Origin of the sequence: Methylobacterium sp. E-046 (assembly GCF_022829625.1) — a bacterium.
Lineage (GTDB): Bacteria > Pseudomonadota > Alphaproteobacteria > Rhizobiales > Beijerinckiaceae > Methylobacterium > Methylobacterium longum.
On sequence record NZ_JAKSYP010000290.1, the window covers coordinates 201,835 to 228,752 of the forward strand.

The 26,918-nt window shown below is 69.0% G+C and carries 24 protein-coding genes and 1 tRNA gene; 21 read left to right on the forward strand and 4 right to left on the reverse strand.

Annotated elements, in window-relative coordinates:
• Positions 1-75: 75 nt before the first annotated feature.
• A complete protein-coding gene (locus MKK82_RS32570; RefSeq protein ID WP_238284859.1) occupies positions 76-375 on the reverse strand; it encodes a hypothetical protein in 300 nt (99 codons plus the stop codon).
• 90 nt (positions 376-465) lie between these two features.
• Complete coding sequence (locus MKK82_RS32575) at positions 466-1,143, reverse strand: DNA-binding protein (RefSeq protein ID WP_238284690.1); 678 nt, start codon at positions 1,141-1,143, stop codon at positions 466-468.
• 442 nt (positions 1,144-1,585) lie between these two features.
• On the opposite strand from MKK82_RS32575, the gene MKK82_RS32580 reads away from it, so the two are divergent.
• Both MKK82_RS32580 and MKK82_RS32585 read left to right on the forward strand, forming a co-directional pair.
• Positions 1,586-2,251 (forward strand): response regulator transcription factor, encoded by a 666-nt coding sequence (locus MKK82_RS32580; protein WP_243988014.1) that lies wholly within the window; start codon positions 1,586-1,588, stop codon positions 2,249-2,251.
• Entirely contained in the window at positions 2,251-3,576 is a 1,326-nt protein-coding gene (locus tag MKK82_RS32585) for a sensor histidine kinase (protein ID WP_243988015.1), read from the forward strand. Before MKK82_RS32580 ends, MKK82_RS32585 begins: the two co-directional genes overlap by 1 nt.
• A gap of 10 nt (positions 3,577-3,586) precedes the next feature.
• On the opposite strand, the gene MKK82_RS32590 is transcribed toward MKK82_RS32585, so the two are convergent.
• Entirely contained in the window at positions 3,587-4,978 is a 1,392-nt protein-coding gene (locus MKK82_RS32590) for a PLP-dependent aminotransferase family protein (protein WP_238284693.1), read from the reverse strand.
• A 114-nt stretch (positions 4,979-5,092) separates the two neighbouring features.
• Between MKK82_RS32590 and MKK82_RS32595 the strand changes: the two genes are divergently transcribed.
• The 3 genes from MKK82_RS32595 to MKK82_RS32605 all read left to right on the forward strand — a co-directional run bounded on the left by MKK82_RS32595 (position 5,093) and on the right by MKK82_RS32605 (position 7,583).
• Entirely contained in the window at positions 5,093-5,383 is a 291-nt protein-coding gene (locus MKK82_RS32595) for a DUF1127 domain-containing protein (protein WP_238284694.1), read from the forward strand.
• A gap of 29 nt (positions 5,384-5,412) precedes the next feature.
• The gene (locus MKK82_RS32600) at positions 5,413-6,318 is read left to right on the forward strand and encodes an EamA family transporter (protein ID WP_238284695.1); all 906 of its coding nucleotides are present in this window, start codon (positions 5,413-5,415) and stop codon (positions 6,316-6,318) included.
• 584 nt (positions 6,319-6,902) lie between these two features.
• The gene (locus MKK82_RS32605; RefSeq protein WP_238284696.1) at positions 6,903-7,583 is read left to right on the forward strand and encodes a hypothetical protein; all 681 of its coding nucleotides are present in this window, start codon (positions 6,903-6,905) and stop codon (positions 7,581-7,583) included.
• A 523-nt stretch (positions 7,584-8,106) separates the two neighbouring features.
• On the opposite strand, the gene MKK82_RS32610 is transcribed toward MKK82_RS32605, so the two are convergent.
• Positions 8,107-8,183, reverse strand: a tRNA-Asp gene (locus MKK82_RS32610).
• Positions 8,184-8,509: 326 nt separating this feature from the next.
• Between MKK82_RS32610 and MKK82_RS32615 the strand changes: the two genes are divergently transcribed.
• The 16 genes from MKK82_RS32615 (at position 8,510) to MKK82_RS32690 (ending at position 26,710) form a co-directional block, all read left to right on the forward strand.
• Complete coding sequence (locus tag MKK82_RS32615; RefSeq protein ID WP_238284697.1) at positions 8,510-8,875, forward strand: NADH-quinone oxidoreductase subunit A; 366 nt, start codon at positions 8,510-8,512, stop codon at positions 8,873-8,875.
• Positions 8,876-8,915: 40 nt separating this feature from the next.
• A complete protein-coding gene (locus tag MKK82_RS32620) occupies positions 8,916-9,503 on the forward strand; it encodes a NuoB/complex I 20 kDa subunit family protein (protein ID WP_010686017.1) in 588 nt (195 codons plus the stop codon).
• A gap of 9 nt (positions 9,504-9,512) precedes the next feature.
• Complete coding sequence (locus tag MKK82_RS32625; protein ID WP_238284698.1) at positions 9,513-10,160, forward strand: NADH-quinone oxidoreductase subunit C; 648 nt, start codon at positions 9,513-9,515, stop codon at positions 10,158-10,160.
• A 14-nt stretch (positions 10,161-10,174) separates the two neighbouring features.
• A complete protein-coding gene (locus tag MKK82_RS32630; protein WP_238284699.1) occupies positions 10,175-11,365 on the forward strand; it encodes an NADH-quinone oxidoreductase subunit D in 1,191 nt (396 codons plus the stop codon).
• A gap of 10 nt (positions 11,366-11,375) precedes the next feature.
• Positions 11,376-12,737, forward strand: a complete 1,362-nt coding sequence (nuoE, locus tag MKK82_RS32635) for an NADH-quinone oxidoreductase subunit NuoE (RefSeq protein ID WP_243988016.1) — start codon at positions 11,376-11,378, stop codon at positions 12,735-12,737.
• 9 nt (positions 12,738-12,746) lie between these two features.
• The gene (nuoF, locus tag MKK82_RS32640; RefSeq protein WP_238284701.1) at positions 12,747-14,048 is read left to right on the forward strand and encodes an NADH-quinone oxidoreductase subunit NuoF; all 1,302 of its coding nucleotides are present in this window, start codon (positions 12,747-12,749) and stop codon (positions 14,046-14,048) included.
• Between the two features lie 192 nt (positions 14,049-14,240).
• Complete coding sequence (gene nuoG, locus MKK82_RS32645; protein ID WP_238284702.1) at positions 14,241-16,322, forward strand: NADH-quinone oxidoreductase subunit NuoG; 2,082 nt, start codon at positions 14,241-14,243, stop codon at positions 16,320-16,322.
• A gap of 13 nt (positions 16,323-16,335) precedes the next feature.
• Entirely contained in the window at positions 16,336-17,358 is a 1,023-nt protein-coding gene (nuoH, locus tag MKK82_RS32650) for an NADH-quinone oxidoreductase subunit NuoH (RefSeq protein ID WP_238284703.1), read from the forward strand.
• 23 nt (positions 17,359-17,381) lie between these two features.
• Positions 17,382-17,870, forward strand: a complete 489-nt coding sequence (gene nuoI, locus MKK82_RS32655; RefSeq protein WP_238196703.1) for an NADH-quinone oxidoreductase subunit NuoI — start codon at positions 17,382-17,384, stop codon at positions 17,868-17,870.
• Positions 17,871-18,092: 222 nt separating this feature from the next.
• Entirely contained in the window at positions 18,093-18,713 is a 621-nt protein-coding gene (locus MKK82_RS32660) for an NADH-quinone oxidoreductase subunit J (RefSeq protein ID WP_238284704.1), read from the forward strand.
• 22 nt (positions 18,714-18,735) lie between these two features.
• Positions 18,736-19,041, forward strand: a complete 306-nt coding sequence (nuoK, locus tag MKK82_RS32665; protein WP_010686008.1) for an NADH-quinone oxidoreductase subunit NuoK — start codon at positions 18,736-18,738, stop codon at positions 19,039-19,041.
• Between the two features lie 79 nt (positions 19,042-19,120).
• On the forward strand, positions 19,121-21,229 hold the full coding sequence (gene nuoL, locus MKK82_RS32670) for an NADH-quinone oxidoreductase subunit L (RefSeq protein ID WP_243988017.1): 2,109 nt from the start codon (positions 19,121-19,123) through the stop codon (positions 21,227-21,229).
• Between the two features lies 1 nt (position 21,230).
• Complete coding sequence (locus MKK82_RS32675; protein ID WP_238284706.1) at positions 21,231-22,751, forward strand: NADH-quinone oxidoreductase subunit M; 1,521 nt, start codon at positions 21,231-21,233, stop codon at positions 22,749-22,751.
• 10 nt (positions 22,752-22,761) lie between these two features.
• A complete protein-coding gene (gene nuoN / locus MKK82_RS32680; protein WP_238284707.1) occupies positions 22,762-24,207 on the forward strand; it encodes an NADH-quinone oxidoreductase subunit NuoN in 1,446 nt (481 codons plus the stop codon).
• 7 nt (positions 24,208-24,214) lie between these two features.
• Entirely contained in the window at positions 24,215-25,018 is an 804-nt protein-coding gene (locus MKK82_RS32685; RefSeq protein ID WP_238284708.1) for a biotin--[acetyl-CoA-carboxylase] ligase, read from the forward strand.
• A gap of 18 nt (positions 25,019-25,036) precedes the next feature.
• Positions 25,037-26,710 (forward strand): ribonuclease J, encoded by a 1,674-nt coding sequence (locus MKK82_RS32690; protein ID WP_238284709.1) that lies wholly within the window; start codon positions 25,037-25,039, stop codon positions 26,708-26,710.
• Positions 26,711-26,918: the final 208 nt, after the last annotated feature.

Genomic DNA, 26,918 nt, shown 5'->3' on the forward strand with positions numbered 1-26,918 from the left:
TCGGACAGGTCGGCGGGGGGGATCGCATGGCGGGCCCGGGCTTAAGGGCGCCGCCCCGGCCTGTCCACGCCGGGCTCAGCCGAGCTTCTTCAGCGTGCCCAGATCCACGTCCCCGTTCTGGCTGGAGAAGGTCAGCGACTGGCCGCTTCCATCCGCCTGCGAGACCCCCCCGATCCGGTGGTCGCCGCTGTCGTAGGTCGAGACCTGTCCGTCGCGGTCGATCAGCAGGCGGTGCTTGTCCGGGAAGAACGCGTATTTCATCCCGTTCTGCGCGCCGCTGGTCGCGGGCTGGCCCAGGTCCTTCGGCCACCAGGGCTCCATTCCCTTCATCGGTTCCATGGGCTTCATCGGTTCCATGGGCTTCATCGGCTTCATCGGTTCCACGGTGCGCAACTCCTGTCGATTCGGTGACAGGAGGACGCGGCGGGGCGGGAAGGGTTGCATGCCGCCCCGCCGCGGGCCGACCTACGGCATCGGCCGCTCGCGGACTTGGCCGTCGAAGCCGACATGGAGCTGACGCTCGCGCCCGTCCCGATCCTTGGCCGCCACCTCGATGTGGCGCGGGCCGCGGCCGGTGACGCGCACGTCGCTGTAGCCGGCGGCCTGAACCGAGGCGGTCAATGCCGGGAGGTCCGGCGTCGGCCCGAGGCCGATCCGATCCTTGGCCCAGTCGAGGCTGCCGGTCGGCGGCCCGCCCGCCGGCCCGAGTACCACCTTGCGCCCGTCGCCGTGGGTGAGGACGCTGGCGTGCAGGAAGCCCCGCTCGAACCGGCCCTGAACGGTCACGGCCTCGCCCTTGGCGACGAGGCCGCCGCCTTCGCCGGCGCGGCCGGTCTCGACGAGCGCCCGGCCGGTGCCGTCCTGGACGACGAACTTGTTGCCGAAGATCTCGGCGACGTTGCCCCTGATCGCGGTCGCGCCGGAGGGTGCCAGCGCCTGGATCGCCACGGGCTCCACCGGGGTGGGCTCGAAGGTCGTCCCCTGCGCCAGGGACAGGCCCACGGCGCCCAGGAACAGGGGCGCCGCCACCGCGCCCACCACCCAGGTCCGGCGGGGAACCGCAATCCGCCGCGAGCCGGCGGGGCCGGGGGCCGGCTCCGGGATCTCCCGCCCCGTGCCGTCGATCGTCTTGTCGCTGCTCATGATGTGTCGCCTCTGAAGGGTCCGGATCCGTTCGATCCGTGGCGCCTTCGTAAGGGGCGGCATCCAATCCGGCCTGAACCGTCCGGTTCAGGTCCGGTTAAACCGGCCGCCCTAGACCGCACCCTGGGGAACCCGTGCGGGCGCAAGGGCTTGGCGGCAGGAGCCGATGCGGGTCCGCGATGCGCGATACCGGGCGGGTGCCTGGGATCCGCCCCCGCGCTTCCGTGTGCACGGGCGACATGAGAAAACGGCTCTAAGTCTCGGCGGCGGCGTCGTTTGCGGCCGTGGGATCCGGGCGCCATGCGCGCCCGGTCTCCGAGCCGCCCCGGGGACACCGCGCCCCGCTCGCGCCGCCGGAGAGGGCGAGCGCGACCGGATGTCCCGGCGCGGACGGATCGGGCCTCGACCGGGGATCGAAGGCCAGACGGGGGAGATGGGACGGGTGAAGATCCTGCTGGTGGAGGACGACGCGGCGCTCGCCGCCGAGGTCGCCAAGGTGCTGCGCGCGGAGAACTTCGTGCTCGACCACGCCGCCACCGGCGAGGACGCCCAGCATCTCGGCGAGACCGAGGGCTACGACGCCGTCGTGCTCGATCTCGGCCTGCCGAAGGGCGACGGCGTCTCGGTGCTGCGGACTTGGCGAGCGGCCGGACGGACCCTGCCGGTGCTGGTGCTCACCGCCCGGGACGGCTGGAGCGACAAGGTCGCGGCCTTCAAGGCGGGGGCGGACGACTACCTCGTCAAGCCGGTCCGGGTGGAGGAGCTGGTGATCCGCCTGCGCGCCCTCGTGCGCCGGTCCCAGGGCGGCGGGGCGAGCCGGATCGCCTGCGGCCCCCTGAGCTTCGATCCGGGGCTCGGCGCCTTCGAGCACGAGGGCCTGCCGCTCAGGCTCACCGGCCTCGAATGGCGTGTCCTGTCCTGCCTGATGCTGAACCGCGAGGCCGTGGTGCCGCGCCCGCACCTGATCGAGCGGGTCTACGAGGGCGACGCCGACGTCGATTCGAACTCCGTCGAGGTGATCATCACGCGGCTGCGCCGGAAGATCGCGCCAGCCCGGATCGAGAGCGTGCGCGGCCACGGCTACCGCCTGCACGCGGATCCCGCCTGATGGCGGGGGCGACGCGGCGGCGCTCGCTGCGCACCCGCCTGCTCGCGGCGGCCCTGGTGCTGGTCCTGGCGGCCCTGGTGGTGGCCGGCCTCGCCATCGGGGTGATCCTGCACCGGTTCGTGCGCGGGCAGCTCGACGGACGGCTCGACGCGCAGATCACCGCCCTGCGGGCCGGGCTCGAGGCCGGGCTCCTCCCGCAGACCCTCGATGCGCCGCCCTTCGACCGGCCGGGTCCCGGCTGGGCCTGGGAGGTGCGCCGCGGCTCCGAGACGATCCGCTCCGGCTCGCTGCGGGGCGGCGACATCCGCCTGTCCGATCCAGGGCCGGACGACGACCCGGACCGGCCGCATCCGGCCTCGGCCACGGGCCCGGGCGGTGAGCCGCTCGTCGCCCGGGTGCTCACCGTGCCGGGGCCTCCGCCCGCCACGATCGTGGTGGCGGCGCCCGAGGCGGAGTTGCGCGGGCCCCTGCGCGAGGCGCTGACCAGCCTCGCCGTGGCGCTCGGCATCCTCGGCCTGTGCCTACTCGCCGGGCTGGCCGTCCAGGTGCGCCTCGGCCTCGCGCCGCTGACGCGCCTGCGGGCGGATCTCGCGGCCGTGCGGGCCGGGCGGCGCGAGCGCGTGCCGGCGGACCAGCCGGCCGAGATCGCGCCCGTGGTCGTGGAACTCAACGCGCTTCTCGACCAGAACGCACAGACCCTGGAACGGGCCCGCGGCCACGTCGCCAACCTCGCCCACGCCCTCAAGACGCCGCTGGCAACCCTGTCGATGGCGCTCGCGGAGCCCGCCCGCGACCCGGACGGCGCGCTGCGCCGGCAGGTGGACGACATGGACCGGCGGGTGCGGCATCACCTGCGCCGCGCCCGGGCCGCGGCCCTGGCCGGCTCGGCCCGGGGCCGAATGCCGCTGGCGCCGCGTCTGACCGACCTGCGCGACGCCCTCGTGCGCCTCTACGCCGAGAAGGGCGTGGCGATCGACCTCGCCGTACCGGAGGCTCTCTCCGCCGCCTGCGAGGGCCAGGATCTCGACGAGATGCTGGGCAACCTCGTGGACAATGCCTGCCGCTGGTGCCGGAGCCGCGTGCGGGTCTCCGCGGGGCTGCGCGACGGCACGGTGTCCGTGTCCGTTGAGGATGACGGGCCAGGCCTCGACCCGGCGGCGGCGGCCGCCGTCATGGCGCGGGGGCGTCGCCTCGACGAGGGCGTGCCAGGCCACGGTTTCGGGTTGCCGATCACCCTGGAACTCGCCGAACTCTACGGCGGCGGCCTCAGCCTCGGGCGGTCGGATCTCGGCGGCCTGCGGGTGGACTTGGCTCTCCCGGCCTGACCGGACGCGCTCAGCCCAGCGCCTCCCGTAGGATCGGACGGATGCGCGGATCGGCGCAATGGGCCACGTTGAAGCGCATGTAGCCGTTCCAGGCCTCCGACAGGCTGAACGAGGTGCCCGGCGCCAGCACCATGCCGCGGGCGAGCGCCCGGCGGGCGACCTCGGCCCCGTCGCGCCCGTCCGGCAGACGCATCCACAGGAAGAAGCCGCCCCGCGGCTGGGACCAGGGCTCCAGGCCGCAGCCGCGCAGCTCCGCGGAGGCCTGCACCATCGCGCCGGCGATGCGGCGCCGGGTCTCGGCGAGGTGACGCCGGTAGGCGCCCTCGCTGATGAGCGTGTGCACCAGGGCCGCCGTGACATGGCCGTTGCCGAGGCTCAGGGCCAGTTTGAGGTCGACCAGCGGCTCGACCCAGTCGGCCCGGAGCGCGATCCAGCCGCAGCGGGCGGCGGCCGAGAGGGTCTTGGAGAAGCTGCCGATCTGGATCACCCGCTCCAGACCGTCGAACCCGGCCAGCCGGGGGGCCGCGTCGGGCTCCAAGTCGCCGAAGATCTCGTCCTCGACGATGAGCGCGTCGTGCGCCTCGCACAGCTTCAGGAGCCGGTGCGCCACGGTGGGCGCGAGGCTCGCCCCCGTCGGGTTCTGCAGCGCCGCGTTGGTCAGGTAGAAGCGCGGCCTGTGCTGCTCCAGGAGCGCGGCGAGGGCCCGCAGATCCGGCCCCTCCGGCGTCATCGGCACGCCGACCACGGCGACCCGCTGGGCGCGCAGCAGTGCCAGGAAGTTGAAGTAGCAGGGGTCGTCCACCAGCACGGTGTCGCCGGGCTGCAGCAGGAAGCGGCAGACGAGGTCCAGCGCCTGCGTGGCCGATTCGACCAGCACGATCTGATCGGGCTCGGCGCCGACGCCCTTCTCGCCGACCTTGCGGGCGATCTGGTGGCGCAGGGGCTCGTAGCCGAGCGGCCGGTCGTAGTTGGTCATCTCGGCGCGGTCGGCCCGGGCCACCCGGCGCAGGCCCCGCCGGATCGCCTCGTGGGGCATCCAGGAATCGGGCAGCCAGCCCGCGCCGGGCTTGAGCTGATCGGAGCCGGCCTGCTGCGCCTGCCGGGTGATCCAGAGGGGGTCGACGATCCGGTCGAGCCGCGGTCCCATCGCCTGGAGCGAGAGCGGCCGCGTCTTGCCGGCGACGTAGAAGCCCGAGCCCGGCCGGGCCACCACGGCCCCCTCGGCGGCGAGCCGCTCGTAGGCCTCCACGACCGTCGATTTCGAGACGCCCATGGCGTCCGCGAAGGCGCGCACCGACGGGATCCGCACGCCCGGGACGAGCCGCCGCGCCGCGATCCGCTCGCGGATCTCGCCGACCACGGCGTCGACGCGGGTTCCCGGGCTTCTGGCCGCGACCGGCATCCGTACTGCTCTCCCGTCCGGACAATTCTTCTAAACCGTACCGAAGTGTTCCTGTCGCCGCCAGTCCCCAACGGCCAGGATCGCCCTGCCCCAGAGATGATGGAGGAGGGGATCATGGACCATGGCCTGACCGAGACCGCCGCAACCCCGCCATCCTGGCTCGCCCGGCTGGCCGGCGCGGTCTCGGGAGCCGCCGCGGAGATCCGGGCCGCCCTGTCGCGCACCGCGATGAACCGGCGCGTGCTGCAGCGGCTCTCGACTCTTACGGCCCGCGAGCTGAAGGATATCGGCCTGACCCCGCAGGACGTGGCGGATGCCTGCCTGCCCGGCACCGGCGACGCCATCGACCTGCTGGTCAACCGACGCGACGAGCGCCGCCACGCCCGCATGGCCCAGCGTTGGTGAAGCGCGTGGTTGCGGCATAGGATCGGGGCATGACGCTGCGCGACGGGCTCGCCGCAATCCTGGTGGTCACGATCCTCGGTCTGGCCTTCGTAGCCATCAAGGTCGGCCTGGAGACGGTCCCGCCGCTGATGCTGTGTGCCCTGCGCTTCGGCTTCGCGGCCCTGCCGGCGGCCCTGCTGATCCGGCCTCCCCGGGCCCCCGTCGCGCTGGTGGCCGGGTTCGGGATGGCCCTCGGGGTCGGCCAGTTCGGGCTGCTCATGACGGCGATCCGATTCGGGATGCCGGCCGGGCTGTCGTCGCTGCTGATCCAGGTCCAGGTGCCCTTCACCGTCGCGCTCGCCTGGGCCGTGCAGAAGGAGCGTCCGCGTGGCCTCCAGATGCTGGGGGGCGGGATTGCCCTCGTGGGCGTCGCCGCGGTGGCGCTCGGACGGGGCGGAGGCGCCCCGCTGGGCCCGCTGCTCCTGGTCGTTGGCGCGGCCCTGGCCTGGGCCAGCGCGAACGTCATCGTGAAGCGGATCGGCCGGGTCGACCGGCTGGCGCTCATGGTCTGGGGCAGCCTCGCCACCACGCCGCCGCTCCTGATCCTGTCGCTGATCATCGAGGGACCGGGCGCCCTGGCGGGGCTGACGCATCCCAGCTGGGGGGCGATCGGATCGGTCGCCTTCCAGGCCTACCCGACGACGCTCCTCGCCTTCGGGCTCTGGAGCGGGCTCCTGACCCGCTACCCGGCGGCCACCGTGACGCCCTTCGCCCTGCTGGTGCCGGTGGCGGGCATCCTGAGCACGCATCTCGTGGTGGGCGAACCGCTGAGCGCCGACATCCTCGTCGGCGGAGGCCTGATCCTGGCGGGCATCGCACTGAGCCTTCGCGGAGGCCGGACCGCGGCCGACCCCTCGGCCCGAGCGAAGGCGACCGCACCGCCGGAGGTCGCCTGATCCCCGGCGGTTCATGCGAAACGACGGAGAAGGCCGGGCACGCCGGCGGACCCGAACCGCGACAGGGCATGCCGGCTCGGATCTGCGACGGACGCGGACGTGACGCCGGGGAGGGGCCCGAACGTGCGGTGCTCAGCGTGACAGGCCGGATGGAAACGCCACCCGTCGCTGCCGGGTCGAAACAGCCGCCTTTGCGTTCACACCCGGCAGGGCCGGGATCGTCGACCACGCGGAGAGGGCCGGCCCGCGCACCATGGCCGTGCCGACGGTTGACGTTGGATCCCTGATGAGCCCTTCCCCCGGACCGCTTCAGCCTCTTCGGACCAGTCGGCGATCCTCGATCGAACGGCCCCCGCCACCGCTGCGACGATCATGGCGGATCGCTCAGCTCGGCCCGGGCCTCGTCTCGTCACTGGAACACCGACGGTAGCACGTCGTCCCGGCTGCGCAACAGAGCCCGTCAGCACCGCGTCCGGCCCGGCCGATGAAGCGAGGATCGCCCAGAGAACTTCCACAGTCTCGGAATATGTGCAACAGCTCGTCCCCGTCCGGCTTACCGTTAGCGCCAGTAGAGGCGATACGCCATGCCCTATATTGTACCCGATCTATCTGCATTTGAGCGCAAGGTACGATCACAGCTCGGCGAAGACGGTATTATAGAAAAAATATCTGAATGCCTGGGGATCAACACGGGCACGTTCTTCGAGTTCGGCATCGGACCAGCCTGGAATCACCCGATCGAGGACGGCCTGGAGGGCAATTTTGTTCACCTCAGGGAGCAGGGCTGGAAGGGCATCTTCCTCGACGGCGCACAATACCCGCCAAAATACGACGTCAGGCAAGAATTCATTACGCCACTCAACATCAATACGCTCTATAGAAAATATGGATTGCCGGACGATCTGGACTTCATGTCGATCGACGTTGACGGCCAGGAACTCTGGATCTGGCTGTCACTCCAGGCCAGACCAAAAGTTGTTATACTAGAATACAACGGCGGGATCGGGGCTGACCCGTCAATATCGATTCAATTCGATGTAACGCACAGGTGGGATGGAACAGTCTATCACGGCGCCAGCCTGCGCGCCCTGGACAAGGTCGCGAAGGACAAAGGGTATACTTTGGTTTGGTCGAACGGTGTCAACGCCGTTTTCATCCGAGACGATCGGGTGAGCAATAAGAGCGATTTCGCCTTCGAGCGGCTGTTTGTTCCTTTCACACCTCACGCGCCGGATCCCAAGAATCGCCCGTGGGTGACGATCTGACCGAACAACACGGGCGGCCAGCTTCATGAGCCGCCCGAGATCGCTCGGACAGGCAGGCCCGCCTGCAGGTCAGACGGTTCGACGTCACCGGAAGCAGGCGGACGAGGACCAGGACAGGCGGCGAAGCGCGTTCTGCCGGACGCGACCGTGTCGTCCACGCCCGCGTCCGGCACACAGGCAGGAATGCCCGGCGGGGAGCGGTCCCGGCGGCTCGAGCTTTTGCGACCCATGCCACCTCGGGCCAAGGGGGAACCGGCGGAGGCTCGTCATCCGGCGCTCGCCCGCGGCCGGTGCTAAGGGACGGGGATGCGTCACGCGACCATCACGGCCGCAAGCGCGCCCGGGTCGATCGCCGACCATGCCGGTGTGACGCGCATCTGTCGGCATGCCGATCCCGACGCCGGCACATGGCCAATCGCGTCAGATCGTCGGACACACCCCGCCGACGCGGCAGGTCGTTCGATGATGCCGGATGTGCCGGTACGGCGATTGGTGGGGATTCGAGCCGAGCGCTCGACGGGAATGGCGCGGGCGACGGGGCTCGAACCCGCGACCTCCGGCGTGACAGGCCGGCACTCTAACCAACTGAGCTACGCCCGCACGGCGTGGTCGCCTCGAAGGGGCGTTTCGCCCGGCGACGGGGCGGGGTTTATGGGCCGCTACGGGACCTGTCAAGCGCATCCGGTGCGGATTCGCCGGCCTCGGGGCTCATGAGCCTGCGCGCTTCCGTCGTGTTGCAGGCAGGCCGCCCATTCCCATCTCAGGGAAGCGCTGACAGCGCGCATTGTGCGACGCGACAAGCCATTGTCATGGGGCGGCGGCTCGACTAAGCCTCCGGCCGCGCGCATCCTGGCATAAGAACAATTCCACGGGCGAGTCCGGATCGGCGTCGCACCGCGGTTTTCTACGTCTCGCGAGGCCCTGGCATGACCGGATTGTTGGCGGATTACCTGCCGCTCATCGTGTTCATCGGCGTGGCGCTGTTCATCGCAACGGCCCTGCTGGTGGTGCCCTTCATCGTGGCCTTCAAGAATCCCGATCCGGAGAAGCTTTCGGCCTACGAATGCGGGTTCAACGCCTTCGACGACGCCCGCATGAAGTTCGACGTGCGCTTCTACCTCGTCGCGATCCTGTTCATCATCTTCGACCTTGAGGTCGCGTTCCTGTTTCCCTGGGCGATCACCTTCGGGGACCTGGGCTGGTTCGGCTTCTGGTCGATGATCGTCTTCCTCGGCGTGCTGACCGTCGGTTTCGTCTACGAGTGGCGCAAGGGCGCCCTCGAGTGGGATTGAACCCCGTCAGCCCCCGCCCGCACCGGACCCTGAGTCGCCGATGGCCCTGATCACCGATACGAACCGCGCCCCCGCGATCGCGCCCCAGCCGAAGGGGATCATCGATCCCAACACCGGCCGCCCGATCGGCGCGGACGATCCGACCTTCCTGTCGATCAGCGACGAGCTGGCCGACCGGGGCTTCCTGCTCACGACCACGGACGAGCTGATCAACTGGGCCCGCACCGGCTCGCTGATGTGGATGACCTTCGGCCTCGCCTGCTGCGCGGTCGAGATGATGCAGATGTCGATGCCGCGCTACGATTGCGAGCGGTTCGGCTTCGCGCCCCGCGGCTCGCCCCGCCAGTCCGACGTGATGATCGTGGCCGGCACGCTCACCAACAAGATGGCCCCGGCGCTGCGCAAGGTCTACGACCAGATGCCCGAGCCGCGCTACGTCATCTCGATGGGCTCCTGCGCCAACGGCGGCGGCTACTATCACTATTCCTACTCGGTGGTCCGCGGCTGCGACCGGGTGGTGCCGGTGGACATCTACGTGCCCGGCTGCCCGCCCACCGCCGAGGCGCTGCTCTACGGCGTGCTGCTGCTGCAGAAGAAGATCCGCCGGACCGGTACGATCGAGCGCTGAGGAGCGGCCATGACGAACGGCATCTCGATCCTTCCCCACACCCAGCCTGTCTACGGCGACGACGCCGTCGCGGCCCTGGCCGAGCGGGTCGTCGGCGCGCTGGGACCGGCGGTGGTGTCGCACGCCATCGCGTTCGGCGAGCTGACGCTGGTGGTCCAGGCCTCCGACATCGTCTACGCGCTGACCTACCTGCGCGACGACCCGTCCTGCGCGTTCCGCAACTTCATCGACATCTGCGGCGTGGATTATCCGCAGCGCGAGAAGCGCTTCGACGTGGTCTATCACCTGCTCTCCCTGCGTCATAACCTTCGCATCCGCGTGAAGGCGCAGACCGACGAGGTGACGCCCGTCCCCTCGGTGATCGAGGTGTTCCCGGCGGCCAACTGGTACGAGCGCGAGACCTACGACCTCTACGGGATCCTGTTCTCGGGGCATCCCGACCTGCGCCGCCTGCTCACCGATTACGGCTTCGAGGGGCACCCGCTGCGCAAGGACTTCCCGCTCACCGGCTTCGTCGAGGTCCGCTACGACCAAGATGAGGCCCGGGTGGTCTACGAGCCGGTGCAGCTCACGCAGGAATTCCGGAACTTCGATTTCCTCTCGCCCTGGGAGGGCACCGATTACGTGCTCCCGGGCGACGAGAAGAAGTCGGCCTGAGAAGGGGCCGTCCGATGACCGAACACAACATCCGCAACTTCGCGATCAACTTCGGCCCCCAGCATCCGGCGGCGCACGGCGTCCTGCGCCTCGTGCTGGAACTGGACGGCGAGGTGGTCGAGCGCGTCGATCCGCATATCGGGCTGCTCCACCGCGGCACTGAGAAGCTCATCGAGTACAAGACCTACCTGCAGGCGACCCCCTATTTCGACCGGCTCGATTACGTTTCGCCGATGAACCAGGAGCACGCCTTCTGCCTGGCGATCGAGAAGCTCGCCGGCATCGAGGTGCCGCGCCGGGCCAAGCTGATCCGCACGCTCTACTGCGAGATCGGCCGGCTCCTGTCGCACCTCCTCAACGTCACCACGCAGGCGATGGACGTCGGCGCTCTCACGCCCCCGCTCTGGGGCTTCGAGGAGCGCGAGAAGCTGATGATCTTCTACGAGCGGGCCTCCGGCGCCCGGCTCCACGCCAATTACTTCCGCCCCGGCGGCGTCCATCAGGACCTGCCGCCGAAGCTCATCGACGACATCGAGGCGTTCTGCGACCCGTTCCTGCAGGTGGTCGACGACCTCGACGCCCTCGTCATGGGCAACCGGATCTTCAAGCAGCGCAACGTCGACATCGGCATCGTGTCGGTGGACGAGGCGATGGAGTGGGGCTTCTCGGGCGTGATGGTCCGGGGCTCGGGCATTCCGTGGGACCTGCGCAAGGCGCAGCCCTACGAGTGCTACGAGGAGATGGAATTCGACATCCCTGTCGGTAAGAACGGCGACACTTACGACCGTCAGGTGATCCGCATGGAGGAGATGCGCGAGTCGGTGCGCATCATGAAGCAGTGCATCACCAAGCTGCGCGAGCCCGCCGGTCAGGGTCCGATCGCGGCGCTCGACGGCAAGTTCGCGCCGCCGCCGCGCCGGGCGATGAAGCGCTCGATGGAAGCGCTCATCCACCACTTCAAGCTCTACACCGAGGGCTTCCACGTGCCCGAGGGTGAGGTCTACGCCGCCGTGGAAGCGCCCAAGGGCGAGTTCGGCGTCTACCTGGTGTCGGACGGGACCAACAAGCCGTATCGCTGCAAGATCCGCGCGCCGGGCTTCGCGCATCTGCAGGCGATGGACTGGATGTGCCGCGGCCACCTGCTGGCCGACGTCTCCTGCGTGCTCGGCACGCTCGACATCGTGTTCGGCGAAGTGGATCGGTAAGACAAAAGCGATGGCAAACCGCAGACTCGCCCCCGCCTCGGACCAGCCCGAGAGCTTCGCGTTCTCGCCCGAGAACGCCGAATGGGCGAAGACCCAGATCGCCAAGTATCCGGAAGGACGGCAGGCCTCCGCGGTGATCCCGCTCCTGTGGAAGGCGCAGGAGCAGAACGGCGGCTGGCTGCCGCGCGCCGCCATCGAGGCCGTGGCGGCCGAACTCGGCATGCCCAACATCCGCGTGCTGGAGGTCGCCACCTTCTACACGATGTTCGCCCTGGAGCCGGTCGGGCGCTTCTGGATCCAGGTCTGCGGCACGGTCCCGTGCGATTCCTGCGGCGCGCGCGGGCTGAAGGAGATGCTCCAGGCCCGGCTCGGACCGTCGGGGCACGTCTCGGCCGACGGCAACTTCTCCTGGCTCGAGGTCGAGTGCCTCGGCGCCTGCTGCAACGCCCCGATGGTGCAGATCAACCAGGATTATTACGAGGATCTGACGCCGGAATCCCTCGGCGCGCTGATGGACGACCTCGCCGCCGGCCGGCCGGTGACGATCGGCTCGCAGACCGAGCGCGTCTCCTCAGAGCCGCTGGGCGGCGCCAACACGCTGACCGACCCGACGCTCTACGACGGGTCCCGCGTCGGCGCGTGGCGCAAGCGCTTCGAGGAGGCCGGCAAGGCCGAGGATCCGGCCGCCAAGACCAGCGAGGCGGCCTCCGCGACGCAGCAGGCCGCCGAGAACCCGAAGCCGGCGCGGCCCGATGCCGGCCGGCCGGTGGAACGGACCGTGAGTGACGCCCCGGCCCAGCGCGCGGCCGACGGGGAGACGCCCGTGAAGCCCGAGGACCGCGCCGACGCGGCCGAGCGCGGCCGTTCCACCGCCAAGCACGGCGCCGCCCGTCCGGGCGATGCGGACGTGATCGAGACGCCCGCCAAGCGCGTCGTCGAGGGCGAGCCCGCTGCCGGGGAGCAGGGACATCAGGCTGTGCCGGAGCGCGACGCGGTTCCGCAGCAGCCCGAGGCCTCGGGCGCCAGCGAGGGCGAGGTCGCCGCCGAGGCCGAGGAGGCCCGCGTTGCCGGTGCCCTCGCGGCCCTGCCGAAGGACGCGAGCCCCGAACAGAAGGCCGATGCGGTCGGCAAGCGCCCCGCCGGGCTGGATGCGGCACGCGCCGGCCAGCCGGACGACCTGACGCGCATCAGGGGCATCGGTCCCGGCAACAGCCAGCGCCTGAACGCGCTCGGCATCTACCATTTCGACCAGATCGCCGCGTGGAGCCGCGACGAAATCACCTGGGTCGGCACCTACCTCGCGTTCCCTGGTCGCATCGACCGGGAGGACTGGGTGGGGCAGGCCAAGGCCCTGTCGGCGCCGGCTCAGTGAGGACCTGACATGCTGTCGGATCAGGATCGCATCTTCACCAATCTCTACGGGCTGCAATCCCCGGGCCTGGACGCCGCCAAGAAGCGCGGCGCCTGGGACGGGACCAAGTTCCTGCTGGAGCAGGGCCGCGACTGGATCATCGAGGAGATGAAGGCCTCGGGCCTGCGCGGCCGCGGCGGCGCGGGCTTCCCGACCGGCCTGAAATGGTCGTTCATGCCCAAGAAGTCGGACGGACGCCCGCACTACCTCGTGGTCAACGCCGACGAGTCGGAGCCGGGTACCTGCAAGGACCGGGAGATCATGCGGCACGATCCGCACCTCCTGATCGAGGGCTGCATGCTGGCCTGCTTCGCGATGAACGCGCATGCCTGCTACGTCTACATCCGCGGCGAGTACGTCGCCGAGAAGCACGCCCTCCAGAAGGCCGTGGACGAGGCCTACGCGGCCCGCCTCGTCGGCCAGTCCAACGTGCACGACTACCCGTTCGACATCTACGTCCACCACGGCGCCGGGGCCTATATCTGCGGCGAGGAGACGGCCCTCATCGAGAGCCTGGAGGGCAAGAAGGGGATGCCGCGGCTCAAGCCGCCGTTCCCCGCCAATATGGGCCTCTACGGCTGTCCCACGACGGTGAACAACGTCGAGTCGATCGCGGTGGCGGGCACGATCCTGCGGCGGGGTGGGGCGTGGTTCGCGGGGCTGGGCGGCAAGAACAACACCGGCACCAAGCTCTTCTGCGTCTCCGGCCACGTCAACAAGCCGTGCAACGTCGAGGAGGAGATGGGCATCACCTTCCGCGAGCTCATCGACCGCCATTGCGGCGGCATGCGCGGCGGCTGGGACAATCTCCTGTGCTCGATCCCGGGCGGCTCCTCGGTGCCGCTGGTGCCGGCCGAGCAGATCGTCGACGCCAAGATGGACTTCGACACCCTGCGCAACCTCGGCTCCGGCCTGGGCACCGCGGCGGTGATCGTCCTCGACCGGTCCACCGACATCGTCGCGGCGATCACGCGGATCTCGTACTTCTACAAGCACGAATCCTGCGGCCAGTGCACGCCGTGCCGCGAGGGCACCGGCTGGATGTGGCGGGTGATGCAGCGCATGACCGAGGGCCGCGCGCAGAAGCGCGAGATCGACATGCTGTTCGAGGTCACCAAGCAGATCGAGGGGCACACGATCTGCGCGCTCGGCGACGCGGCGGCCTGGCCGATCCAGGGCCTGATCCGACACTTCCGCCCCGAGATCGAGAAGCGGATCGACCGCTATACGGCGAACCCGCACAGCGAGCCCGTGCCGATGGCCGCGGAGTAGAAGCGCCATGCCGTCGTCCAACCCGCAGCCTCAGCCCGAGGTGCTCGCCCCGGTGGTCCTCCGAGGAGGCCTCCGGGGACCGCGCGGCGGGCTGGACATCTCCTTCGAGGCTCGTCTGCGCCTCGCACCTCAGGATGAGGGCGTGGGTCGGATCCGGCCTCCCGCGTTTGGGCCAGTTTACGAGACGATCCGATGACAAAAATTCTCGTCGACGGCACCGAGGTCGACGTCCCCGCCGACTACACGCTGCTCCAGGCCTGCGAGGCCGCGGGGGCCGAGATCCCGCGTTTCTGCTTCCACGAGCGCCTGTCGATCGCCGGCAATTGCCGCATGTGCCTCGTCGAGCTGAAGGGCGCACCGAAGCCTGTGGCGTCCTGCGCCTACGCGGTGAAGGATTGCCGCCCCGGCCCGAACGGCGAGCCGCCGGAGGTGCTGACGCGCTCGCAGGGCACCAAGAAGGCCCGCGAGGGGGTGATGGAGTTCCTCCTCATCAACCACCCCCTCGACTGCCCGATCTGCGATCAGGGCGGCCATTGCGACCTGCAGGACCAGGCCATGGCCTACGGGGTCGACTCGACCCGCTACACGGAGAACAAGCGCGCCGTCGAGGAGAAGCACATCGGCCCGCTGGTGCGGACGGCGATGAACCGCTGCATCCACTGCACCCGCTGCGTGCGCTTCCTCGCGGAGGTCGCGGGGGTGCCCGACCTCGGCGCCATCGGCCGCGGCGAGGACATGGAGATCACCAGCTACCTTGAGCAGTCGATGGCCTCGGAGCTCCAGGGCAACGTCGCCGACCTCTGCCCGGTGGGCGCCCTCGTGCACCGGCCGCAGAGCTACAACATCCGCCCCTGGGAGCTGAACAAGACCGAGTCGGTCGACGTGATGGACGCGGTCGGCTCGTCCATCCGCATCGACACGCGGGGCCGCGAGGTCATGCAGATCGAGCCGCGGATCAGCGAGGAGATCAACGAGGAGTGGATCTCCGACAAGACTCGCTACCACATCGACGGGCTGCGGATGCAGCGCCTCGACCGACCGTACCTGCGCGAGAACGGCCGCCTGCGGCCGGCCTCCTGGGGTGAGGCCTTCCAGGCCATCGCCGCCAAGGTGAAGGGCGCGGATCCGAAGCGCTTCGGCGCGGTCGTCGGCGACCTCGCGGGCGTCGAGGAGATCTTCGCCTTGCGCGAGCTGATGCGGAGTGTCGGTTCGCCCAACCTCGACTGCCGCCAGACCGATGCCGGCCTCGACCCGGCTTTCGGCCGCGCCTCCTACATCTTCAACCCGACGATCCCCGGCATCGAGGCCGCGGACGCGATCCTGATCGTCGGCGCCAACCCGCGCACCGAAGCCTCGCTGCTGAACGTCCGCATCCGCAAGCGCTGGCGCATGGCACCGCTGGCGGTGGGCGTGATCGGCGAGCCGGTCGACCTCACCTATCCGAGCCACTACATCGGCGCCGGCCCCGATTCGCTCGCGGGCCTCGCCCGCGGCGAGCACAGCTTCCTGGAGGTGCTCAAGGAGGCCAAGGTGCCGATGGTCATCGTCGGCGCCAACGTCGCCCCCGGCATCCTGGCCGCCGCCGCGTCCCTGGCGAAGGCGATCGGCGCGGTCTCGGCCGAGTGGAACGGCTTCGGGGTGCTGCACACCGCCGCCGCCCGGGTCGGGGCGCTGGATCTCGGCTTCGTGCCGGGGGAGGGCGGCCTCACCTTCGCGCAGATGCTGGAACCGGGCGCGCTAGACGTCCTGTTCAACCTCGGGGCCGACGAGCGCGACGTGCCGCCGGGCGCCTTCATGATCTACCAGGGCACCCACGGCGACCGCGGCGCCGCCCGCGCCGACGTGATCCTGCCGGCCGCCGCCTACAGCGAGAAGTCGGCGACCTGGGTGAACACGGAAGGCCGGGTGCAGATGGGCAACCGCGCCGCCTTCCCGCCGGGGGACGCTCGGGAGGATTGGGCGATCCTGCGCGCCCTGTCGGACGTGCTGGGCCACCGCCTGCCCTTCGACTCGCTCACTGCCCTTCGTCGGGCGCTCTACGCCGCCCACCCGCACTTCGCGGCGGTCGGAGCCGTCGAGGCCGGCACCGTCGCGGAGGCGGTGGAGAAGCTCGCCGGACTCGGCGGCACGGCGGGCGGACCGGCTTTCGCGTCGCCGATCACCGACTTCTACCTGACCAACCCGATCACCCGCGCCTCGCGGATCCTCGCCGAGTGCTCGCGCCTCGCCCGCGAACGCGCCGCCGAGGCGCGGCCGCTCGCGGCGGCCGAGTAGGAGCTCCAGACCGATGACGTCGCTCGAAATCCTCGGGACCGTGCTCCTGATCGCGCTGAAGAGCTTCGTGCTCCTCGCCGCGCTCCTCGTGTTCATCGCCTACGCACTGCTCGCCGACCGGAAGATCTGGGCGGCGGTGCAGCTCCGCCGCGGCCCCAACGTGGTCGGGCCGTTCGGCCTGTTCCAGTCCTTCGCCGACCTGCTCAAGTTCGTCCTGAAGGAGCCGGTCATCCCGGCGGGCGCCAACAAGGCGATCTACCTGCTGGCGCCGCTGGTCTTCGCGATGCTGGCCCTGTCGAGCTGGGCGGTAATCCCGCTGGCCGACGGCTGGGCGATCGCCGACATCAACGTCGGCATCACCTACATCTTCGCGATCTCGTCGCTCGGCGTCTACGGCGTCATCATGGGCGGCTGGGCGTCGAACTCGAAATACGCGTTCCTCGGCGCGCTCCGCTCGGCGGCGCAGATGATTTCCTACGAGGTGTCGCTGGGCTTCGTGATCATCTGCGTGCTGCTCTGCGCCGGCTCGCTCAACCTCTCGCGCATCGTGATGGCGCAGGACACCAGCCTCGGCATCTTCGGCTGGTACTGGCTGTGGCTGTTCCCGATGTTCGTGGTGTTCTTCGTCTCGGCGCTGGCCGAGACCAACCGCCCGCCCTTCGACCTGCCGGAGGCGGAGTCGGAGCTCGTGGCCGGCTACATGGTCGAGTATTCCTCGACCCCGTACCTGCTGTTCATGCTGGGCGAGTACGTCGCCATCATGAGCATGTGCGCGCTGGGCACGATCCTGTTCATGGGCGGCTGGCTGTCGCCGATCCCATTCGCGCCCTTCACCTGGGTGCCGGGCGTGATCTGGTTCACGCTGAAGGCCAGCTTCCTGTTCTTCCTGTTCGCGATGGTGAAGTCGATCGTGCCGCGCTACCGCTACGATCAGCTCATGCGTCTCGGCTGGAAGGTCTTCCTGCCTATTTCGCTCGTCTCGGTGGTGGTCGTGGCCTTCGTGTTGAAGCTCACCGGCCTGGCCCCGGGCGCCTGACGCACGGAACCGGAGATCGCGGCATGAAGCTCGATCAGATTGCGAAAAGCCTCCTGCTGAAGGAGTTCGTGTCGGGGATGGTCCTCGGCATGCGCTACTTCTTCAAGCCGAAGGCCACGATCAACTACCCGTTCGAGATGGGCCATCGCGGTCCGCGCTTCCGCGGGGAGCATGCCCTGCGCCGTTATCCCAACGGCGAGGAGCGCTGCATCGCCTGCAAGCTCTGCGAGGCGATCTGCCCGGCCCAGGCGATCACCATCGAGGCGGGACCGCGCCGCAACGACGGCACCCGCCGCACGACGCGCTACGACATCGACATGGTGAAATGCATCTACTGCGGCATGTGCCAGGAGGCCTGCCCGGTGGACGCCATCGTGGAAGGCCCGAACTTCGAATTCTCGGTCGAGACCCGGGAGGAGCTGCTGTACGACAAGCAGAAGCTCCTGCTGAACGGCGACCGCTGGGAGCGCGAGATCGCCCGCAACATCGCGATGGACGCACCCTATCGCTGAGACATCGTCCCGACGGGCGGCCGCCGCCCCTCGAAGGAAGATGATGCAGTATCAAGGCTCTAGAGCATCGTACCGGTTCCGGTTTCCGGCGCGATGCTCTAGAGCCATGTCGGGGACGCTGTTGTGCCCCCGCCGACCGGGTTCTATAGACGGGCCGCCCGCTGCGAACCGTCTCAACGCACGGCAGAAGGGGCCGCTTCGGCGGCCGATCCCGACCAGCGCATGACCGCAGCAGCCGCATTCTTCTACCTGTTCGCGAGCATCACGGTCGCGTCGGGCTTCATGGTGATCGCCTCGCGCAATCCCGTCGCCTCGGTGCTGTTCCTGATCCTCGCCTTCGTGAACGCAGCCGGGCTCTTCGTCCTGATGGGCGCCGAGTTCCTCGCGATGATCCTCGTGGTCGTCTACGTGGGCGCGGTGGCGGTGCTGTTCCTGTTCGTGGTGATGATGCTCGACGTCGATTTCGCCGAATTGCGTCAGGGCTTCCAGCAATACCTGCCGGTTGGCGGCCTGATCGGGGCGATCTTCCTGGTCGAACTGCTGCTGGTGGTGGGCTCGTGGAGCATCGATCCGGGCCTCGTCCAGGCGCCCCTCGGCAACGTCGCGGCCGCCGAGAACCTCACCAACGCCCAGGCTCTGGGCCGGGTGATCTACACCGAATACGCCTACTTCTTTCAGCTCGCCGGCCTGATCCTGCTGGTGGCCATGATCGGCGCGATCGTGCTGACGCTCCGCGACCGGCCGGGCGTCAAGCGCCAGAACATCGCGGTCCAGAACGCCCGCACCCAGGCCATGGCGGTGGAGACCCGCAAGGTCCCGTCGCGCCAGGGTGTCGAGGTCTGATGGCCGCCGGAGGAATCGAACGATGATCGGCCTGAGCCACTACCTCACCGTCGCGGCGATCCTGTTCACGCTCGGCGTGCTCGGCATCTTCATCAACCGCAAGAACATCATCGTCATCCTGATGTCGGTCGAGCTGATCCTGCTCTCGGTCAACATCAATCTCGTCGCCTTCTCGACGCAGCTCAACGACATCACCGGACAGGTCTTCGCCCTGTTCGTGCTGACCGTCGCGGCCGCCGAATCGGCGATCGGCCTCGCCATCCTGGTGGTGTTCTTCCGCAACCGCGGCTCCATCGCGGTGGAGGACGTGAGCATGATGAAGGGCTAGGGCCTCCTTCCCCGCCGCCCCGATTCACATCCGGACGCCGCCTAAACGGCCGGCCCGGAGGACGGACTGCAAGAGAGCGATGTATCACGCGATCGTCTTCTTCCCGCTCATCGGCTTCCTGATCGCCGGCCTGTTCGGCCGGTACATCGGCGCGCGGGCCTGCGAGTACATCACCACGGCGTTCCTCGCCTTCACGGCGCTGATCGCCTGGGGGGTGTTCCTCGACGGCGGCCACGCCGAGCGGGTGCAGGTCGCCTCCTGGTTCTCGGCCGGCGACCTGCAGGTCGACTGGGCCTTCAAGGTCGACACCCTGACCCGGGTCATGCTGGTGGTGGTGACCACGGTCTCGACGCTCGTGCACCTCTACTCCGTGGGCTACATGGAGGAGGATCCGCACCGGCCGCGCTTCTTCGCCTACCTGTCGCTGTTCACCTTCGCCATGCTGATGCTGGTGACGGCCGACAATCTCGTGCAGATGTTCTTCGGCTGGGAGGGCGTGGGCCTCGCCTCCTACCTGCTGATCGGCTTCTGGTACGAGAAGCCCTCGGCCAACGCCGCCGCCATGAAGGCGTTCATCGTCAACCGGGTGGGCGATTTCGGCTTCTCGCTCGGCATCTTCCTCGTCTTCGTGCTCACCGGCTCGGTGGCGTTCGACGCGATCTTCGGCAAGGTCGACGCGATCAAGACGCTGACCTTCCACTTCCTGGGCTACGACTGGAACGCCCTGACCCTGGCCTGCCTGCTGCTGTTCATGGGCGCCATGGGCAAGTCGGCCCAGTTCCTGCTGCACACGTGGCTGCCGGACGCCATGGAGGGACCGACCCCGGTCTCGGCGCTGATCCACGCCGCCACCATGGTTACCGCCGGCGTGTTCATGGTCGCCCGCCTGTCGCCGCTCTTCGAGGAAGCCCCGAACGCGCTGATCGTGGTGACGGTGATCGGCGGCATCACGGCGTTCTTCGCGGCCACGATCGGGCTCGTGCAGAACGACATCAAGCGGGTGATCGCCTACTCGACCTGCTCGCAGCTCGGCTACATGTTCGTGGCGCTCGGCGTCGGCGCCTACTCGGCCGGCGTGTTCCACCTGTTCACCCACGCCTTCTTCAAGGCGCTGCTGTTCCTCGGGGCCGGCTCGGTCATCCACGCGATGCACCACGAGCAGGACATGCGGAACATGGGCGGCCTGCGCCGCTACATCCCCTACACCAGCGTCATGATGGCGATCGGCTCGCTGGCGCTGATCGGCTTCCCCTACACGGCCGGATACTACTCGAAGGATGCGATTATCGAGGCGGCCTACGCGTCGACGCGGCCGGGCCACACGCTCGCCTTCCTGTGCGTGGTCGTGGCGGCGTTCTTCACCTCGTTCTACTCGTGGCGCCTGTTCTTCATGACCTTCGAGGGTCCGGCCCGCTGGGGCGCCCACGCGGCGCACGACCACCACGACGCCCCCGCGGTGGCACGCTCGACCATGGCGCACGAGGCCGACGGCGCGCCCGGTCACACCGAGGGCGTCGCCCACGACGACAAGGGCCACGACATCGAACCGGCCCACACGAGCGACCTCGTCGCGGACGATCATCACGGGCACGGCCACCACGGCGATCACACGCCCCACGAGAGCCCGCTGGTGATGACGATCCCGCTGGCGATCCTCGCCTTCGGCGCCCTGTTCGCCGGATTGATCTTCCACGACCGCTTCATCGGCGAGGGGATGGACGCGTTCTGGGGCCATGCCCTGGCGCACGGCCCGAACAACCACATCATGCACGAGATCCACGAGGTCCCGGCGCTGGTGTCGTACTCGCCGCTGATCATGCTGATCCTCGGCTTCGTGCTCGCCTTCTGGATGTATATCCGCCGGCCGGAACTGCCGGGCCAGCTCGCCGCCCAGCAGCCGTCCCTCTACCGGTTCCTGCTCAACAAATGGTACTTCGACGAGATCTACGATCGGATCTTCGTCCGCCCGGCCGAGGATTTCGGTCTGTTCCTGTGGAAGCAGGGCGATGGCCGGATCATCGACGGCCTCGGGCCGAACGGCATCGCGGCGCGCGTCGTGGACGTCACCCGCGGGGTGGTCCGCCTCCAGACCGGATACCTCTACCATTACGCCTTCGTGATGCTCATCGGCGTCGCCGGCCTGATCAGCTGGTACCTGATGTCCGGCCTGCCCAAGGGGGCTCACTGACATGCTCGGCCTCGGCATCCTCTCCGGCCTGCTGATCGTGCCGCTCTGCGGCGCGGCCTTCATCCTGACTTTGAACGGCGACGAGGAATCGGTCGCCCGCAACAGCCGCTGGGCCGCGCTCGCCACCACGGTCGTCACCTTTCTCCTCTCCCTGGTGGCTTGGAACCGCTACGACGCCGCGTCAGCCAGCTTCCAGCTGGTGGAGAGCCATCCGTGGTTGGCCGAGACGATCCGGTTCAAGCTCGGCGTCGACGGCTTCTCGATGCCGCTGATCCTGCTGACCACGTTCCTGATGCCGTTCTGCATCGGCGCCTCGTGGCACTCGATCCACTTCCGGGTGAAGGAGTACTTCGTCGCCTTCCTGGTCCTTGAGACGACGATGATTGGCGTGTTCGCGTCGCTCGATCTGCTGCTGTTCTACCTGTTCTTCGAGGCCGGCCTGATCCCGATGTTCCTGATCATCGGGATCTGGGGTGGACAGCGCCGGATCTACGCGAGCTTCAAGTTCTTCCTCTACACGCTGCTCGGCTCGGTGCTGATGCTGCTCGCCGTGATGGCGATGTACTGGCAGGCCGGCACCACCGACATCCCGACCCTGCTGCAGACCCGCTTCCCGGCGCAGATGCAGACGTGGCTGTGGCTCGCCTTCTTCGCCTCCTTCGCGGTGAAGATGCCGATGTGGCCGGTCCACACTTGGCTGCCCGACGCTCACGTGGAGGCGCCCACCGCCGGCTCGGTGATCCTGGCCGGCATCCTCCTGAAGATGGGCGGCTATGGCTTCATCCGGATCTCCCTGCCGATGCTGCCGGTGGCGAGCCACGACTTCGCGCCCCTCGTCTTCGCGCTGTCGGTGATCGCGATCATCTTCACCTCGCTCACCGCGATGATGCAGACCGACATCAAGAAGCTGATCGCCTACTCGTCGGTGGCCCATATGGGCTTCGTCACGCTGGGCCTGTTCACGCTGAACGAGCAGGGCATCCAGGGCGCGCTGTTCCTGATGATCTCCCACGGCATCGTGTCGGGCGCGCTCTTCCTCTGCGTCGGCGTCGTCTACGACCGGATGCACACCCGCGAGATCGCCGCCTATGGCGGCCTCGTGAAGCGGATGCCGCTCTACGCGGTGGCCATGCTGATCTTCACCATGGCCAATGTCGGCCTGCCCGGCACCTCCGGCTTCGTCGGCGAGTTCCTGGCGATGCTGGGCGCCTTCAAGGCGAACCCGAACGTGGCGTTCTTCTCGACCTTCGGCATCATCCTGTCGGCGGGCTACGCTCTGTGGCTCTACGCGCGGGTGGTCTACGGCAAGCTGGAGAAGCCGAACCTCCAGGGCATCATGGATCTCGATACCCGCGAGAAGATCATCCTGGCGCCGCTGGTGGCCCTGACGATCTACTACGGCGTGCATCCTGCCCCCGTGCTCGACGTGTTCGCGCCCTCGACCGACGCGCTGATGACCAGCATGAAGGCCGCCCTGTCCAACACCCAGACCGCGGCCGCCGCGCTGCCGGTCCCGCGCTGAGACGGAAGACATGCCCACCGTCCACTCCGTCCTGCCCTCGTTGGCCCCGCTCCTGCCCGAGCTGATCCTCGGGATCGGCGTGATGGTCCTGATCCTCTACGGGGCTTGGCGCGGCGACCGCTCCGCCGAGACCGTGAGTGTCGGCGCCCTGATCCTGCTCCTCGTCGCCCTCTCGGTGGTGATCTCCCAGCCGGTGCACGGGCGGGTCACGACCCTGTCGGGCGCCTTCGTCTCGGATTCGTTCTCCAAGGTGATGAAGTCGCTGGTGCTGCTCGGCTCCTCGGCGACGATCCTGCTGGCGCACGACTTCTTCAAGCGCGAGCGCATCGACCGGTTCGAGTTTCCGGTGCTGATCGTGCTCTGCACCATCGGCATGATGGTGATGGTCTCAGCCAACGACCTGATCGCCCTCTATCTCGGTCTGGAGCTGCAGTCGCTCGCTGCCTACGTGATCGCGGCGTTCCACCGGGACGACGTCAAGTCCACCGAGGCGGGCCTCAAGTACTTCGTCCTCGGCGCGCTCTCGTCCGGCATGCTGCTCTACGGCGCATCGCTGGTCTACGGCTTCACCGGCACGGTCTCGTTCCCCGGCATCGTCTCGGCCCTGAACGAGAACGCGGGCCTGGGCATCGTGCTCGGGATCGTGTTCCTGGCCGCGGGCGTCTGCTTCAAGATGGCGGCGGTGCCGTTCCACATGTGGACGCCCGACGTCTACGAGGGCTCGCCCACCCCGGTGACGGCCTTCTTCGCCACCGCGCCCAAGATGGCCGCCGTGGCGATGACCGTGCGGGTGTTCATCGGCGCGATGCCGGACGTGACGGCGATCTGGCAGCAGATCTTCATCTTCGTCTCGGTCGTGTCGATGGCGCTGGGCTCGTTCGCGGCCATCGGCCAGAGCTCGATCAAGCGCCTGATGGCCTACTCGTCGATCGCCAATATCGGCTACGCGCTGATCGGCCTGGCCTGCGGCTCGGAGGAGGGCATCAGCGGGCTGGTCACCTACATGATCATTTACCTTGCGATGACGCTCGGCACCTTCGCGATCATCCTGTCGCTCCGGCGCCGGGACGTGATGTTCGAGAAGATCGAGGACCTGTCGGGCCTGTCGCGCACGCATCCGTGGCTGGCCTTCTGCCTCGCCGCGATGATGTTCTCGCTGGCCGGCATCCCGCCTCTGGCCGGGTTCTTCGCGAAGTTCTACGTCTTCGCGGCCGCCATAAAGGCCGGCCTCGTGACGCTGGCGGTGATCGGCGTCGTGACCAGCGTGGTCGGCGCCTACTACTACCTGCGGCTGGTCAAGATCATGTATTTCGACGAGCCGAAGGAGCCCTACGAGGCGATGGCGCCGGGCCTGCGCGTGGTGCTGGCCCTGTCAAGCGTCGTGGTGGTGCTGTTCTTCCTGCTGCCCGGACCGCTGGTCGGCGCCGCCGGTCGGGCCGCCCGGTCGCTGTTCTAGGACGGTCTTGAGCTACCGACTCGGACCCGGGGCACGCGCCCGGGGTCACCGCCTGCACGTCCACGACACCCTCGGCTCGACCAACTCGGAGGCGATGGCGCAGGCGCGCGCGGGCGAGACCGGGCCGCTGTGGGTGGTCACCCACCGGCAGGAGTCCGGCCGTGGCCGGCGCGGCAACGGCTGGGCCTCGCTGCCCGGCAACCTCGCGGCAAGCGTGCTCTGGCCGGTGGTCGGCGTCCCGCCCGCGCAACTCGCCGAGTTGGGCTTCGTGGCGGGCCTGGCGCTGATCGAGGCGTTGGTGGCGGCCTGCGGCACCCTGCCGGATACCGTTTCCGCCCCTGCCGCCCGATCTCTGAAGTTGAAGTGGCCGAACGACGTGCTGCGCGACGGGGGCAAGCTCGCGGGCCTGCTCCTGGAAGCCGAGATGCTGCCGGGGGGGCGACGCGCCGTCGTGGTCGGCTTCGGCGTGAACGTCGCGGCAGCTCCCGAGGTTCGCGGCGCGACGAGCTTGGCCGCGACGGGTTACGCGGCCGGCGCCGAGGCGCTACTGGAACATCTCTCGGACCGGATGGACGCGCGGGCGCGCGCCTGGGACCGGGGACGGAATTTCGCTGCCCTGCGCGCCGACTGGCTCGCGCGGGCGGCCGGTCTCGGATCGGAGATCGCGGTGCACAGCGGCGGGCACATCCTGCGGGGCGTGTTCGAGACAATCGACGAGGGGGGGCGGCTCGTGATCCTCGCCCCCGATGGGAACCGGCATACCGTGACGGCGGGCGAGGTGCATTTCGGATCGGCCGCGACGGCGGCCTGAGTTTGGACGACGACAGACATGGTTAAGGGACAGGAGGAGCTCGTCTTCCTGCCGCTCGGCGGCGTGGGCGAGATCGGGATGAATGCGGCGCTCTACGGCTTCGGGCCGGAGAAGGGCCGCAAGTGGATCATGGTCGATTGCGGCATGGGTTTCGCAAGCGAAGAGAAGATGCCGGGCGTCGACCTGATGTTTCCGGACCTCTCCTTCATCGAGGAGCGGCGCAAGGACCTGCTGGGAATCTTCATCACCCACGCGCACGAGGACCATATCGGCGCGATCTCGGAGTTGTGGCCGCGGCTGAAGGCGCCGGTCTACGCGACCCGCTTCGCCAAGAACCTGCTGGAGACGCGCCGGCTGTCCGAGCCCGGCGCCCCGAAGGTCGACCTGCGGGAGGTGAAGCCCGGCCGGCGCGTGACCGTCGGACCGTTCGAACTCGAATACGTGCCGGTCTCGCACTCGATCCCGGAATCGAACGCGATCGCGATCCGCACCGCCGCGGGCCTCGTGCTCCATACCGGCGACTGGAAGATCGATCCGACGCCGGTCGCCGGCTCAGTGACCTCGCCGGAGGCCTTCACGGCCCTGGGCGACGAGGGGATCCTCGCCATCGTCTGCGACTCGACCAACGTGGTGCGCGAGGGCTTCTCGCCCAGCGAGAAGACCGTGGCCGAGACCCTGAAGACGCTGATCGCGGACGCGCCCCACCGGGTCGCGGTGACCACCTTCGCATCGAACGTCGCCCGCATCCGCGCCGTCGCCGAGGCTGCCGTCGCCTGCGGGCGCGAGGTCATCGCGGTCGGCCGCGCCATGGACCGGGTGATCGATGTCGCCCGCGAATGCGGCTACCTCGACGGCCTGCCCGAGTTCCGCCGCGCGGATTCGTGGAAGTCGCTGCCGCGCGAGCGGGTCGTGGCCCTGCTCACCGGCTCGCAGGGCGAGCCGCGGGCGGCGCTCGCGCGGGTCTCCCGCCGCGACCATCCGGATATCAGCCTCGCCCCGGGCGACCAGGTGATCTTCTCCTCGCGGGCCATCCCCGGCAACGAGCGCGATGTCGGATCGATCATCAACGACCTGATCGAGCAGGGGGTCGAGGTGATCACCGACCGCACCGAACTCGTCCACGTCTCCGGCCACCCGCGCCGGGACGAGATGGTCGAGATGTACCGCTGGACCCGCCCCGGCACGGCCATTCCGGTCCACGGGGAGGCGCTGCACCTCGACGAGCATGCCCGTTTCGCCCGGGCGCAGGGCGTGCAGAACGTCGTCAAGGCCCGCAACGGCAGCCTCATCCGCCTGAGCCCCGGCACCCCGGCGGTGATCGACAACGTGAAGGCCGGCCGCCTGTTCAAGGACGGCGACGTCCTGATCGACGAGAAGGACCGGGCGATCCCGGAGCGGCGCAAGCTCATGCAGGCCGGCCTCGTCTCGGTGGCCATCGCCATCGACGAGGACGGCGTCGTGCTGGGCGAGCCGGCGGTGGACATCATCGGCCTGCCGAACCGGGGCCGGTCGGGTGAGCCGCTGATCGAGACGGTCGTCGACGCGGTCTCCCGGACCCTGTCGGGGATGTCGCGGGGCAAGCTCAAGGACTCGGAGAGCGTCGAGAAGACGGTCGACCGGGCGGTGCGCACCGCCGCCAACGAGGTCTGGGGCAAGAAGCCGGCCTGCCACGTGCAGGTCGTGGAAGTTTAAGGTACGAAGCCAGACGACGTATCGCGGCAGGTCCAGCACCCGTCCCCCCTCCTGAGAGGCCCGCGCGAGTGGGCCTCTCAGGCGCTCTCGGGCCGGCAGCGCAATCCCCGGACGGCTCTCGCGAGGCCTCCGCTGCGCGCCGGCACCTCCGGATGCGCGCGGGGAACGGGGACGGCGCAGCCTGCCGATCGGTGCGCGCTAGGGGAGG

What these genes read in the sequence shown, in the direction of transcription:
- nuoG (WP_238284702.1), top strand. Translation starts at nt 14,241, where the DNA reads ATGACAAAAATTCTCGTCGACGGCACCGAGGTCGACGTCCCCGCCGAC.
- MKK82_RS32575 (WP_238284690.1), bottom strand. Translation starts at nt 1,143, where the DNA reads ATGAGCAGCGACAAGACGATCGACGGCACGGGGCGGGAGATCCCGGAG.
- nuoN (WP_238284707.1), top strand. Translation starts at nt 22,762, where the DNA reads ATGCCCACCGTCCACTCCGTCCTGCCCTCGTTGGCCCCGCTCCTGCCC.
- MKK82_RS32675 (WP_238284706.1), top strand. Translation starts at nt 21,231, where the DNA reads ATGCTCGGCCTCGGCATCCTCTCCGGCCTGCTGATCGTGCCGCTCTGC.
- MKK82_RS32600 (WP_238284695.1), top strand. Translation starts at nt 5,413, where the DNA reads ATGACGCTGCGCGACGGGCTCGCCGCAATCCTGGTGGTCACGATCCTC.
- MKK82_RS32605 (WP_238284696.1), top strand. Translation starts at nt 6,903, where the DNA reads ATGCCCTATATTGTACCCGATCTATCTGCATTTGAGCGCAAGGTACGA.
- MKK82_RS32615 (WP_238284697.1), top strand. Translation starts at nt 8,510, where the DNA reads ATGACCGGATTGTTGGCGGATTACCTGCCGCTCATCGTGTTCATCGGC.
- nuoF (WP_238284701.1), top strand. Translation starts at nt 12,747, where the DNA reads ATGCTGTCGGATCAGGATCGCATCTTCACCAATCTCTACGGGCTGCAA.
- MKK82_RS32625 (WP_238284698.1), top strand. Translation starts at nt 9,513, where the DNA reads ATGACGAACGGCATCTCGATCCTTCCCCACACCCAGCCTGTCTACGGC.
- nuoH (WP_238284703.1), top strand. Translation starts at nt 16,336, where the DNA reads ATGACGTCGCTCGAAATCCTCGGGACCGTGCTCCTGATCGCGCTGAAG.
- MKK82_RS32585 (WP_243988015.1), top strand. Translation starts at nt 2,251, where the DNA reads ATGGCGGGGGCGACGCGGCGGCGCTCGCTGCGCACCCGCCTGCTCGCG.
- MKK82_RS32570 (WP_238284859.1), bottom strand. Translation starts at nt 375, where the DNA reads ATGAAGCCGATGAAGCCCATGGAACCGATGAAGCCCATGGAACCGATG.
- nuoE (WP_243988016.1), top strand. Translation starts at nt 11,376, where the DNA reads ATGGCAAACCGCAGACTCGCCCCCGCCTCGGACCAGCCCGAGAGCTTC.
- MKK82_RS32690 (WP_238284709.1), top strand. Translation starts at nt 25,037, where the DNA reads ATGGTTAAGGGACAGGAGGAGCTCGTCTTCCTGCCGCTCGGCGGCGTG.
- nuoL (WP_243988017.1), top strand. Translation starts at nt 19,121, where the DNA reads ATGTATCACGCGATCGTCTTCTTCCCGCTCATCGGCTTCCTGATCGCC.
- MKK82_RS32595 (WP_238284694.1), top strand. Translation starts at nt 5,093, where the DNA reads ATGGACCATGGCCTGACCGAGACCGCCGCAACCCCGCCATCCTGGCTC.
- MKK82_RS32660 (WP_238284704.1), top strand. Translation starts at nt 18,093, where the DNA reads ATGACCGCAGCAGCCGCATTCTTCTACCTGTTCGCGAGCATCACGGTC.
- nuoK (WP_010686008.1), top strand. Translation starts at nt 18,736, where the DNA reads ATGATCGGCCTGAGCCACTACCTCACCGTCGCGGCGATCCTGTTCACG.
- MKK82_RS32620 (WP_010686017.1), top strand. Translation starts at nt 8,916, where the DNA reads ATGGCCCTGATCACCGATACGAACCGCGCCCCCGCGATCGCGCCCCAG.
- MKK82_RS32590 (WP_238284693.1), bottom strand. Translation starts at nt 4,978, where the DNA reads ATGCCGGTCGCGGCCAGAAGCCCGGGAACCCGCGTCGACGCCGTGGTC.
- MKK82_RS32630 (WP_238284699.1), top strand. Translation starts at nt 10,175, where the DNA reads ATGACCGAACACAACATCCGCAACTTCGCGATCAACTTCGGCCCCCAG.
- nuoI (WP_238196703.1), top strand. Translation starts at nt 17,382, where the DNA reads ATGAAGCTCGATCAGATTGCGAAAAGCCTCCTGCTGAAGGAGTTCGTG.